The sequence below is a fragment of the Actinocorallia sp. API 0066 genome (genome assembly GCF_020991275.1).
Classification (GTDB): Bacteria; Actinomycetota; Actinomycetes; order Streptosporangiales; family Streptosporangiaceae; genus Actinocorallia.
On the sequence record NZ_JAJLQY010000013.1, the window covers coordinates 174,630 to 188,573 of the forward strand.

The following is a 13,944-nucleotide window of genomic DNA, read 5'->3' on the forward strand; positions in this document are numbered from 1 at the left end:
GTGGACGCTGACGAGCGGGTTGCCCTGTCCGCAAGCCAACGCGGCATCTGGGCGGCGCACAGGTTGTTCGCCGCTTCGGCGGCGTTCCGCGCCGCTGAGATCACCTGGCTGTCCGGCCCGGTGGACCCGGCGGCCTTCACGGCAGCGGTCAGCCGCGCCTTCGCGGAGACCGACGCCCTGCGCGTCCGGTTCCACGAGGAGGAGGGCACCCCGTTCCAGCGCGTCGACCCGGCGCGGCGCCTCACCACAACGGTGGTGGACGAGCCGCGCGGCGACGCGGAGATCCGCGCCCTGGTCCGTGCCTCGTTCGACGACCCCGCCGCGACCTCGGTGGAGCTGGCCACGGCCTCGTCGCTGCTGCGGCGCGCGGACGGGACCTGGGCGTGGTTCTTCGCGGCGGACAACATCCTGCTCGACGGGTACAGCGTCACACTGTTCATCCGCCGCGTCGCGGAGATCTACTCGGCGACGAACCGGGGCGAACCCGTCCCCGAGGCGTGGTTCGGGCGGCTGGCGGACGTCCTGCCGTCACCGCCCGACCAGGCGGGCCCGGAGCCCGCCGCGCTGGAGTACTGGCGGCGGCTGCTGGACGTGGACGTCGCGCGGGAGCGGCCCTCGGCCGTCCCGGGCGACCTCTTCTCGTTCTCCTACCGGCCGGTCCGGCTGCCGACGCCGGACGGCGCGTTCGACCGGCTGCGGGCGTTCTCGCGCGGCGTCCGCGCCAACTGGACGGACGCGCTGACCGCCCTGTGGGGGCTGTACACGTCGCTCGCCGAGCGGCGGGACGGCATCGCGGTGCGGGTACCCTTCATGATGCGGGACACGCCCGGCCTGCTGCGGACGCCCAACGCGATGTCGCGGGTGCTGCCGATCGTGGCCCCCGCCGGTCCGCACGCCACGCTCGCGGAGCTGGTGAAGGCGGTCAACGGGCAGCTGCGGCAGGCGAAGGCGCACGCGGCGGTGGAGGACCACCACATCGCGCGGAGCTGGCCGGGGAGCGAGCGGTCCTACTTCACGCTGCCGTCCATCAACATCAAGATCTTCGAGTACGTCGCGCTGTTCGACCAGGTCACCGGCACGGTCGAGACGGTCAACCCGGGGCAGATCGGGAAACTCGACCTGTCGGTCTACCGTGATGCGGTGTCCGGGCTGCGCCTGGAACTGGCCGGGCACGAGTCGGTCATCCCGGTGGCGGAGGTGGAACGGCACGCGGCCGCCTTCGCGCGGTTCCTTGAGCGGGCGCTCGGGGCGGGGCCGGACACGACCCTGCACGAACTCGCCGAAGCCGCCTTCCCCGTACCTCACGCTCCGGCCGGGGCGGGGCTGGTGCCGGAGGCCGTCGCCGACGTCTCGGTGGACGGGCTGCTGCGGCGGCGGATCGAGGCGACGCCGGACGCGGTCGCGGTGCTGTCGGGCGACGGGACCGCACTGTCGTACGCGGAGCTGGACGCGCGGGTCAGCGCCTTCGCCAACGCCCTCGTGGACGTGGGTGTGGGCGCCGGTGGTCGGGTGGCGCTGGTGCTGCCGCGTTCGGTGGACCGGGTCGTGGCGGTGCTCGGGGTCCTCCGGGCGGGCGCGGTGTGTGTGCCGGTCGATCCGGCGTATCCGGCCGAGCGGATCCAGCGGATCCTTGCGGATTCCGGCGCGGCCGTTGTGGTGACCGGCTCCGGTGAGCTTCAGGCGACCGGCCGGGCTACAGCGCCGTCGGGAGACGCGGCTTTTGTGATCTTCACGTCCGGGACGACCGGCCGTCCCAAGGGCGTCGTCCTGTCGCACCGGGCGTTGGTGAACCGGCTTGTATGGGGTGCCGAACTCCTCGGTTTTGGTGCCGGGGATCGGGCCCTGGCCAAGAGCAGCGTCGGATTTGTGGACGCGGTGACGGAGCTCCTCGCGCCGCTGACCGCCGGTGCCACGGTCGTCGTCGCCGACGACGAGGCCGCCGCAGATCCGCTGGCGGTCGCCGACCTCGTGCGGCGCCACCAGGTCACCCACCTGCTGACCGTCCCCAGCCTGGCCGACGTGCTCGCCCGAATCCCGGAGGCGGCCAAGACGCTGACGTCGCTCCGGCACTGGGTCTGTTCCGGCGAGATCCTCGCACCGGCCACCGTCGAGGCGATGCGGCGGGCCGCGCCGGGCGCGGTACTGCGGAACTTCTACGGCTCGACCGAGGTCACCGGCGACGCCACCACCGCCGACGCCGACGGGACGACCATCGGCGGCCCCGTCCCCGGCGTCCAGGTCCGGGTGCTGGACACCTGGCTCCGCCCGGTACCGGCGGGCGTCGTGGGCGAACTGTACGTGGGCGGGGTGCAACTGGCCGACGGCTACGCGGGACGCGGCGCCCTCACCGCCGACCGGTTCGTCGCCGACCCCTTCGGCGACAACGGCGAAAGGCTGTACCGGACCGGCGACCTCGTCCGCTGGAACACCCACGGCACACTCGACTTCATCGGCCGCGCCGACGACCAGGTCAAAATCCGCGGGTTCCGGATCGAACTCGAAGAAGTCCGCAACAGCCTCGAACAGCATCCGTCGGTCACCAGCGCCGCAGTCCTCGCACTCGATCACCCCGCTGGAGGCAAGTACCTCGCCGCCTACGTGACGGCGACCGGCGACACCGACGACCTCCGCGCGCACGTCGCCGGGCTCCTGCCCGACTACATGGTCCCGACGACCTTCACCACGCTCGACGCCTTCCCCCTCACCCCGAACGGCAAGCTCGACCGCCGGGCGCTCCCCGTTCCGACGCTCGTCAGCGAGGGTGGGCGGGCGCCCGAGAGCGAGACCGAACGGGAGCTGGCCGATCTCTTCCGCGACGTCCTGCACCTGGACCGCGACCTGTCCGTGGACGACGACTTCTTCCGCCTGGGCGGGCACTCGCTGCTCGCGACGCGGATGGCCGCGCGGATCGGCTCCGGCCTGTCGCTGCGTGACGTGTTCGACGCCCGGACGATCGCGGCGCTGGCCCCGATCGTCGACGCCCACCGGGCCGCCCGGCCGGGAACGGTACGGGTCGGTGCGGTTCCACGGCCGTCAGCGCCGCCTCTCTCGTACGGCCAGCAGTCGCTCTGGGTGATCGACCAGCTCGGCGGGCCCGGTTCGCGTTACGTGGTTCCGCTGGTGCTGCGCGTCTCGGGCAGCCTGGACGAAGCCGCGCTGGGCGCGGCCGTGCGGGATGTCGTGTCCCGCCACGAGTCGCTACGGACCCTGCTGGTCGAGCGGGACGGGCGGCTGTCCCAGGTCGTCGTCTCCCCCGAAGACGCGGCCGCGCGGCTGCCGCTGGCGGTGGAGGACTTCACCGAGGCACGTCTCACGGAGATCGTCCAGGCCCGGTTCGCGCTCGGATCGGAGATCCCGATCCGAGCGGCACTGCTACGCGTCACCGAAGCGGAACGGGTGCTGGCACTGGCCGTCCACCACTCCGCCGTGGACGAATGGTCGTTCCCCGCGCTGCTGGGCGACCTTTCGCTGGCCTACCAAGCGCGGATCGAGGGCGACCGGCCGGGGTGGGCGCCACTGCCCGTGCAGTACGCGGACTACGCGCTGTGGCAGCGGACCGTACTCGACGACGCCGAACTCGACCGACTGCTCGACTTCTGGCGCGGCGCACTGGCCGACGCCCCGCCCGAATCCGGGATCAGCGCGGACCGGACGCCCCCGGCGGTGCCGTCATACGTCGGCGCCGACATCGAGTTCGCCGTGGACCCGGCGACGGTCACCGCGTTGCGCGCCTTGGCCGACGCGCGGGGCGTGACGATGTTCATGGTCGTCCAGGCCGCTGTGGCGTTGGCGGTGTCCGCGCTGGGCGGCGGGGACGACGTCGTGGTCGGCTCGCCCGTCGGCGGCCGGACCGAGGACGGCCTTGAAGACCTCGTCGGCTACTTCGTCAACACACTCCCGTTCCGTCACCGCATCGAGTCAGGCGACCGGCTGGTCGACGTCCTCACGCGTGCCCGTGGTGTGGTGCTGGACGGGCTGGCACACCAGGCGGCGCCGTTCGAGCAGATCGCGGCGGCCGTCGGCGGCGCACGCGCGGCGGGCCGCAACCCCGTGTTCCCGTTGCTGCTGACCTACCGGCACCTGGCCGACCCGGCCGCGCTGGAACCGGAGTTCCCGGGCGCGGCGGCGCGCCTGGAGCGGGCGTCGCTGGGCGCGGTGAAGACGGATCTGGACGTCTACCTGACCGAGACCCCGGAGGCCGTCACCGGCTTCCTCACCTACGCCGTCGATCTGTTCGACCCGGCCACGGCCGAACGGTTCATCACGGTGTTCCAGAAAGTCCTGAACGCCCTCGCGGCCGACCCCCACACCCGCGTCGCCGAACTGGACCTGCCAGCCGCGCCCTCGCCCGCCGAGACTCCGGCCGCCCCGGCGGCGTCGGTGGACGGGCTGCTGCGGCAGCGGTTCGCGGCGACTCCCGACGCGACGGCGGTGATCTCGGACGAGTTCGCGCTGTCGTACGCGGAGCTCGACGCACGGGTCGACGCCTTCGCCGGTGCCCTCGCGGACGCGGGTGTTCAGGCCGGTGGCCGGGTCGCCCTGGTGCTGCCGCGCTCGGTGGACCGGGTCGTGGCGGTCCTCGGCGTCATCCGGGCGGGCGCGGTGTGCGTGCCCGTCGATCCCGCGTACCCCGAGGAGCGGATCCGGCACATCCTTGAGGACTCGGGCGCGGCCGTCGTCGTGACCGGCCCGGACGAACTCCAGTCGACCGGCCGGACCACACCGCCGTCGGGAGACGCGGCCTTCGTGATCTTCACCTCGGGCACGACCGGCCGTCCCAAGGGCGTTGTGCTCTCCCACCGCGCTGTCGTGAACCGGCTCCGCTGGGGTGCCGAGTTGCTCGGGTTCGGCGCCGGAGACCGGGCCCTTGCCAAGAGCAGCGTCGGCTTTGTCGACGCGGTGACCGAACTGCTCACCCCGCTCACCGCCGGGGCCGTCCTGGTCGTCGCCGACGACAAGGCCGCAGCGGACCCGCTCGCGGTCGCCGACCTCGTGCGGCGCCACCAGGTCACGCACCTGTTGACCGTGCCCAGCCTGGCCGACGTGCTGGCCCGGATCCCCGACGCGGCCAAGGCCATGGCGTCGCTGCGGTACTGGGTCTGCTCGGGCGAGATCCTCGCGTCGGCCACCATCGAGGCGATCCGCCAGGCCGTGCCGGGCGCCGCCGTCGCGAACTTCTACGGCTCGACCGAAGTCACCGGCGACGCCACCACCACCCCCGCCGACGGGACCACCATCGGCGGCCCGGTCCCCGGCGTCCGCGTCCGTGTCCTGGACGCCTGGCTACGGCCGGTGCCCTCGGGTGTGGTGGGCGAGTTGTACGTGGGCGGGGTCCAGTTGGCCGAAGGCTACGCGGGACGCGGCGCCCTCACCGCCGACCGATTCATCGCAGACCCCTTCAGTGACAACGGCGAAAGGCTCTACCGGACCGGCGACCTCGTCCGCTGGAACGCGCGAGGCACGCTGGACTTCATCGGCCGGGCGGACGACCAGGTCAAAATCCGAGGGTTCCGCATCGAACTCGAAGAGGTCCGCAACAGCCTCGAACAGCATCCGTCGGTCACCAGCGCCGCAGTCCTCGCACTGGACCACCCCGCTGGAGGCAAGTACCTCGCCGCCTACGTCACCACCACCGAAGACGTCGACGACCTCCGCACCCATGTCGCCGGGCTGCTGCCGGACTACATGGTCCCGGCGACCGTCACCACCCTGGACGCCTTCCCCCTCACCCCCAACGGCAAGCTCAACCGCAGGGCACTACCCGTTCCGACACTCGTCAGCGCCGGTGGGCGAGCACCCAAAACCGAGACCGAACACGTGATCGCGGACCTCTTCCGCGACGTCCTGCACCTCGACCGCGACCTGTCGGCCGAAGACGACTTCTTCCGGCTGGGCGGGGATTCGCTGCTCGCCACGCGGGTGGCCGCGCGGGTGAACGCCCGGCTCGGCTCCGGCCTGTCGCTGCGTGACCTGTTCGACGCCCGGACGGTCGCGGCGCTGGCCCGGCTCGTCGGCACCGCGCCCTCGGCGGGCCCGGCGACGGTGCGGGTGGGCGACGTGCCACGGCCCGCGATCGTGCCCGTCTCGTTCGGGCAACAGGCGCTGTGGCTGGTGGACCAGCTCGGCGGGCCGGGCGGCCGCTACGTCGTCCCGGTCGTGCTGCGGCTGTCCGGGAACGTGGACGAGGCCGCGCTACGGGCCGCTCTCCAGGACGTGGTGTCCCGCCACGAGGTACTGCGGACCCTGCTGGTCGAGCGGGACGGCAGCCTTCAGCAGATCGCCGTCCCCGCAGCGGAGGCCGCCGTACGGCTGCCGCTGGCGGTGGAGGACTTCACCGAGGCACGTCTCAAGGAGATCGTCCAGGCCCGGTTCGCGCTCGGGACGGAGATCCCGATCCGCGCGGCACTGCTACGCGTCACCGACGCGGAACGGGTGCTCGCGCTTGCCGTCCATCACTCCGCCGTGGACGAATGGTCGTTCCCCGCACTGCTGGGCGACCTTTCGCTGGCCTACCAAGCGCGGATCGAGGGCGACCGGCCGGAATGGGCGCCGCTGCCCGTGCAGTACGCGGACTACGCGCTGTGGCAGCGGACCGTACTCGACGACGCCGAACTCGACCGACTGCTCGACTTCTGGCGTACCGCACTGGCCGACGCCCCGCCCGAATCCGGGATCAGCACGGACCGAACGCCTCCGGCGGTGCCGTCATACGTCGGCGCCGACATCGAGTTCGCCGTGGAAACCGGCACGCTGACGGCACTGCGGGCGCTGGCCGACGCGCGGGGCGTGACGCTGTTCATGCTTTTCCAGGCCGCCGCCGCCGTGAGCCTGTCGGCTCTCGGCGGCGGTCACGATGTGGTGGTCGGCTCGCCCGTCGGCGGCCGGACCGAGGACGGCCTCGAAGACCTCGTCGGCTACTTCGTCAACACACTCCCGTTCCGCCACCGCATCGAGTCCGCCGACCGGCTACTGGACGTCCTCACGCGCGCCCGTGGTGTGGTGCTGGACGGGCTCGCGCACCAGGCGGCGCCGTTCGAACAGATCGCGGCCACGGCCGGTGGCGAACGGGCGGTCAACCGGAACCCGGTGTTCCAGGTCCTGCTCACCTACCGGCACCTGGCCGATCACGCGGTGCTGGAACCGGAGTTCCCCGGCCTCCGGGCCCGGATGGAGCGGGCGTCCCTCGGCGCGGTGAAGACGGATCTGGACCTGTACCTGACCGAGACCCCGGAGGCCGTCACCGGCTTCCTCACCTACGCCGTCGATCTGTTCGACCCGGCCACAGCCGAGCGGTTCGTCACGGTGTTCCAGAAAGTCCTGAACGCTCTCGCGGCCGACCCCCACACCCGCGTCGCCGAACTGGACCTGCTCCCGGCGCCCTCACACACCGTGACGCCTGCCGCCTCCATCAACGTGTCGGTGGACGGGCTGCTGCGGCGGCGGATCGAGGCGACGCCGGACGCGGTCGCGGTGCTGTCGGACGACGGGACGTCGCTGTCGTACGCGGAACTCGACGCGCGCGTCGCCGCCTTCGCCGACGCCCTCGTGGACGCGGGCGTTCAGGCCGGTGCCCGGGTGGCGCTGGTGCTGCCCCGTTCGGTGGACCGGGTCGTGGCGGTGCTCGGGGTCATCCGGGCCGGTGCGGTGTGCGTGCCGGTCGATCCCGCATACCCGCAGGAACGGATCCGGCAGATCCTTGAGGACTCCGGCGCGGCCGTCGTGGTGACCGGCCCGGACGAACTCCAGGCGACCGGCCGGGCTACACCGCCGTCAGGGGACGCGGCCTTCGTCATCTTCACGTCCGGGACGACCGGCCGTCCCAAGGGCGTCGTCCTGTCGCACCGGGCCTTGGTGAACCGGCTTGTATGGGGTGCCGAACTCCTCGGATTCCGTGCCGGAGACCGGGCCCTGGCCAAGAGCAGCGTCGGCTTTGTCGACGCGGTGACCGAACTGCTCACCCCGCTCACCGCCGGGGCCACCTTGGTCGTCGCCCATGACGAGGCCGCCGCAGACCCCCTGGCGGTCGCCGACCTCGTGCGGCGCCACCAGGTCACGCACCTCCTGACCGTCCCCAGCCTGGCCGACGTGCTCGCCCGGATCCCGGACGCGGCCCAAGCCCTGACATCGCTCCGGCACTGGGTCTGTTCCGGCGAGATCCTCGCCCCGGCCACCATCGAGGCCATCCAACAGGCCGTGCCGGGCGCCGCCGTCGCGAACTTCTACGGCTCGACCGAGGTCACCGGCGACGCCACCGCCACAACCACCGACGCCGACGGGACGACCATCGGCAGCCCCGTCCCCGGCGTCCGCGTCCGCGTGCTGGACGCCTGGCTACGGCCGGTCGCTTCGGGTGTCGTGGGCGAACTGTATGTGGGTGGCGTGCAGCTAGCCGAAGGCTATGCGGGACGCGGCGCGCTCACCGCCGACCGGTTCATCGCCGACCCCTTCGGCAACAACGGCGAAAGGCTGTACCGAACAGGCGACCTCGTCCGCTGGAACACGCGAGGCACACTCGACTTCATCGGCCGCGCCGACGACCAGGTCAAAATCCGAGGCTTCCGCATCGAACTCGAAGAGATCCGCAACAGCCTCGAACAACACCCCGCCGTCACCAGCGCCGCAGTCCTCGCACTGGACCACCCCGCCGGAGGCAAGTACCTCGCCGCCTACGTCACCACCACCGAGAACACAGGCCCAAGCGCCGACGACCTCCGCACCCATGTCGCCGGACTCCTGCCCGACTACATGGTCCCGGCGACCTTCACCAACCTGGACACCTTCCCCCTCACCCCGAACGGCAAGCTCGACCGCCGAGCGCTCCCCGTCCCCGAACTCGTCACCGCAGGCGGGCGGGCACCCGAGACCGAGACCGAACGAGCCATCGCCGACATCTTCCGCGACATCCTGCACCTCAACCGCGACCTGTCGGTGGACGACGACTTCTTCCGCCTCGGCGGAGACAGCATCCTCGCCGCGCGTCTTGTCTCCGCCGCGCTCGCCCGCGACCTGCCGCTGACACTCCGGGACGTCCTCGAACACCGGACCGTCGGCGGGCTGGCCCGAGTCCTGCCCACTCCCCCGGCCGACCGGTCCGCTCAGGAGGTCGGTCAGGTCGAGCGGGAGCCCGTCCCGACCCCGGTGTCCGCCGCCCTGGACCGTCTCCGCGAGTCGGGCGCCGACCCGAACGCCTGGGTGTACACCGAGACCTTCGAGATCCCCGGCCACCCGGAGATCCGCGCCGCATACGCCTCCCTCGTCGCGGCGACCGACGCACTGCGCCTGTCCGTGCAGTGCGTGAGCCGCCGCCTCTGGCTCAGCCACATCCTGCCGACGGCCCCGGCGACGACCGTCACCGAACTCGCGCCGACCGACAACCCCGGCCCGGGGGTGGCCGCTCCCGACGAAGTCGGGCCCGCGAAGCGGCCGGCCTCCGGGCCCATCAAACACAGCCCGGGGGCGGCCGCTCCCGACGAGGCCGGGCCCGCGAAGCGGCCGCCGGGCCCAGCCGGACACGTTCCGGCTGCCCTGCGCGCGGCGGCGACGGAGCTGGTGGACATCACGGTCGGGAGGCCGTCGGGCCTGGCCTTTGTCAGGACGCCGACGCGTACTGTCGTCTCCCTCGCCGTCCACGCCGGTGCGGCGGACCGCGCCTCGGTCCACCGGCTCACCGAGGCCCTGCGCTCCGGTGCCCCGGCGGAGCGGCCGGGCATCGGGCTGACGGCTGCCCTCGCGGCCGTCGAGGAGGCGGGCGCGGCCACCGGCACGTCCGGCCTGGACGGCTGGCTTGACCTGCTGAAACACGGTGCGGAGGCCGCACCGGACGTCTTCGCGCCGGGCCGGGCGGAAACGTGTCGCTGGGCGGGGCCGTCCGATGAGGGCACCGTCCGGAACGCGATCCGGCGCGCGCTGCGGGCGGCGGGAGCGCGCACGACCGGTGGTCTTGTGGACGAAGAGGTCTCGTTGGCCGCCGGGGCCGGAGCGACGCCGCCCGGCCCGTTCACGGCGACCGCTCCCGTGCCCGTCGACGGCGAGGCCCGGACGGCGACCGTCGAGTTCCCGCTGTTGCGCCACCACAACCAGGCCGGTCGCCGCGCCCTGCGCCGCGCGCCGGTGCCGCACCTGCTCGTCACCCGGGTGCACGGGCCCGCGCCGGACCAACCGGAAGGCGTCGAAACGCGCTACCGGGCGGTGATCCGCTACCGCCTCGGCCCGGACGCCACAACGGTCACACTGCTCGGTCTTGCCGCCCCGGTCACCGAGGCCGTGCGCGAAGCCCTCGCCGACGCCGTCGTGACCTCGATCTGATCTCCCACCCGCACCGCTTTGATCTTGGAGGATTCATCAATGTCTGGCCGATTTGTCCCACTGACCCGGGCCCAGCGCGGCGTGTGGGCGGCGCAGCGTCTCGTCCCCGAGGCGACGGCGTTCCGGATCGGCCAGCTCCTGTGGTTGGACGGCCCGATCGACGCCGCGATCTTCGCGGACGCGGTCACCCGCGCCTTCGCGGAGTCCGAGGCGCTGCGCGCCACGTTCACCGAGGTGGACGGCACGCCGTACCAGAGCGTTGACGAGACCGCGTCGCTCCCGACGATCGTCATCGACGAGCCCTCCGACGACAACACGATCCGGCACCGCGTCCGGGCCGCCTACCGTGCGGTCATCGACGTCACCGCGCCGTCCCGCTCCGAGTCCGCCCTGTTCCGGCGGGACGACGGCGCGTGGGCCTGGGCGTTCACCACCCACCACCTCGTGCTCGACGCGTACGGCCTGTCCCTGTTCACCCGCCGCGTCGCCGAGATCTACACCGCCCTCCTGCACGGCGCCGAGCCCGGCCCGCGCTGGTTCGGCAGCCTGCCGGACGTCGTCGGCACCGCCCCCGAAGCGGACGCGGACCACCCGCTTCCCGACGAGTGGACCACACTGTTCGGGGAGGCCGAGCCGCTCGGCCAGGCCGCGCACGTCCGCGTGGACGAGCTGTTCGCGCTCTCGCAGCAGCAGATCACCGTCCCGCTGCCCGCCGACGCGTGGGCGCGGATGCAGGAGCACGCCCGCCGCTCACGGGTGAGCTGGGCGGCCTACCTGACCGGCCTGTGGGGCCTCTACACCGCGCTCGCCGCGAACCGCCGCGAGCTGATCGTGCGCGTCCCGTTCATGATGCGCGACGACGCCGCCGCCCTCCGCACGCCCGGCATGCTGGTGAACTCGCTGCCGGTCGTGGCCCGGCTGTCCGGGGCGGCGTCGCTGGACGAGACGGTGCGCGACGTCGCGCGGCAGCTCCGCACGACGGGCCGCGACCGGAACCTGACCGAGGAACAGGTGGCCCGCGCCTGGCCCGGCGGCGAGTTCGACTACCTGTGCCTCCCGGTCATCAACATCAAGGCGTTCGACTACACAGCCCGGTTCGGCGACGTGACCGGCCTCCAGGAGACCGTCAACGCCGGCCCGGTGGGACGCCTCGAACTCGTCGTCTACTCCGACCCGGTACACGGCTCCCGGCTTGAACTGGCGGGCCACGAGTCGCTGATCGGGGCGGCCGAGCTGGCCGGGCACGCGTCGCGCTTCGCCAGCTTTGTGACGGCGACCCTCGACCGTGAGGGCGATACCGCGCTCGTCGCGCTGCCCGCCGCGATGACGCCCGCCGAAGCGGCACTGCTCGACGGCGGCGGCACCGGCGCGGCACTGGACGTCCCCGACTCGACGCTCGACGGGCTGATCCGCCAGCAGGTGGCCGCGAGCCCGGACGGCGTCGCGGTCGTCGGCGACGACGGCACCGAGCTGACGTACGCGAAGTTCGACGCGCGGGTCAACACGACGGCGCGGGCGCTGATCGAGCGCGGCGTCGGGATCGGCGACCGGGTCGCGGTGATCCTGCCGCGTTCGGTCGATCTTGTGGTGACCCTGGCCGCGATCGTGCGGGCGGGCGCAGCGTTCGTGCCGATCGACACGTCATATCCGGCTGGTCGGATACAGGCGATCTTGGAGGACTCCGCCCCGGTTCTTGTGGTGACCGACTCGTCCGGCGCGGCCGGGCTGGCGGACGTCGCCGTGGGTCGGCTCCTGCTGGACGACCCTGCGGTGACGGCGGCGCTCGATGCCGATTCGCCGGCCTTGTCGCGGCCGCTGTCGCCGCGCGATGTCGCCTATGTGATCTTCACGTCGGGGACGACGGGTCGGCCCAAGGGTGTGGCCGTTCCGCATCAGGCGATCGTCAACCTGATCGCCTGGCGACAGGACACCTTCCCCATCACGGCGACGGAACGGGTGCTGCAGAAGACGTCTGTCGGATTCGACGTCGCCGTTCCCGAGTTCTTCTGGCCACTCACCGTCGGAGCCGCAGTCCGGCTCATCCGACCGGCCGGGGAACGCGACCCCGAATACCTCGCCGCGATCCTGCGCGACGAACCGATCGGGTTTGTCGAACTGGTCCCAACCGTGCTGCAAGCGATGCTCGACGCCGGATTCGACCCTGTCACGTCGCCGTTGCGGCATCTGTCGGTCGGTGGCGAGGCGCTGCCCGCTGGGCTGGGCCGCCGCCTCCAGGGTGTTGCCGGTGTGAACGTGTGGAACACCTACGGGCCGACCGAAGCGGCCGTGGACGCCACCGGGATCAGCCTCACCGACGCGGACCTCACCCACGTCCCGGTCGTGCCCATCGGCGGCCCGGTCGCGAACGTGCGGGCGGTCGTGCTGGATTCCTGGCTTCGTCCGACCGCGCCCGGCGTGGCGGGTGAACTGTACCTGGGCGGCGTTCAACTCGCCGACGGCTACGTGGGCCGTCCCGGCCTGACCGCCGAACGGTTCATCGCCGACGACTCAGGGCAACGCCTCTACCGCACCGGAGACCTCGTCACCTGGAACAACCGGGGACAACTCGAATTCCTCGGCCGCGTAGACGACCAGGTGAAGATCCGTGGATTCCGCATCGAACTCGACGAGATCCGCAACGTCCTGGAGACCCACAATGACGTCTCGGCGGCAGCCGTCATCGCGCTGGACCACCCGGCGGGCGGCAAGTTCCTGGCCGCCTACGTCATCACGTCCGCGCCGGTAGAGGCACTGCGCGCCCACGCCGAAACGCGGCTGCCCGAGTACATGGTCCCCACCACCTTCACGCGGCTCGACGCCCTGCCGGTGACGGCGAACGGCAAGCTGGACCGGCGCGCCCTGCCCACCCCCGACCTCGGCGGTGTGCCGGGCCGGGAGCCGCAGACTCGGACCGAGCGGGTCCTGGCCGACGTGTTCCGGGACGTCCTCCAGGTGCCGTCGGTGTCGGTGGACGACGACTTCTTCCGGCTCGGCGGGCACTCGCTGCTCGCCACCCGCGCCGTCACCCGCGCCAACGCGCGGCTCCACGCGTCCTTCACCCTCCGGAACCTGTTCGACAACCCCACGATCGCCGGACTCGCCGCGCTACCCGAGGCGTCGTCGGCCATGGCCCCACGCTTCACCGGCGTCACCCGGCCCGAGGTCGTCCCGGCCTCCTACGGGCAACAGTCGTTGTGGCTGATCGAGCAGCTCGGCGACCCCGGCGGCCGCTACGTCGTCCCACTCGTGCTCCGACTCACCGGCACCCCGGACGAAGCCGCCCTCACCGCCGCCCTCCGGGACGTCGTGGCCCGCCACGAGGCGCTCCGGACGCTGATCATCGAGGAGGACGGGCGGCTACAGCAGTCCGTCATTCCCGCAGCGGACGCGACGTCCCGGCTCACGCTGACCGTCGACGCCTTCACCGACGCGCGGGTCGCCGAAGTCCTCCAGGGCCGGTTCGATCTGGGCACGGACCTCCCGATCCGGGCCGCCCTGCTCCGCGTCAGCGACGCCGAGTGGGTCTTTGTGCTGGCGATCCACCACCACGCGGTGGACGAGTGGTCGTTCCCGCTCCTGCTGGGCGACCTTTCCACCGCCTACCGCGCCAGGACCCAGGGCGCACCGCCCGCGTGGGAG

Annotated in this window: 2 protein-coding genes; both read left to right on the top strand. The window is 72.4% G+C overall.

The window, feature by feature from the left end; translation table 11 throughout:
* Positions 1-10,305: a non-ribosomal peptide synthetase gene (locus LO762_RS28305; RefSeq protein ID WP_230619179.1), complete on the top strand. Its 10,305-nt coding sequence runs from the start codon at positions 1-3 to the stop codon at positions 10,303-10,305.
* 39 nt (positions 10,306-10,344) lie between these two features.
* Positions 10,345-13,944, top strand: a 3,600-nt coding sequence (locus LO762_RS28310) for a non-ribosomal peptide synthetase (protein WP_230619180.1), incomplete at its 3' end; no start/stop codon positions are given.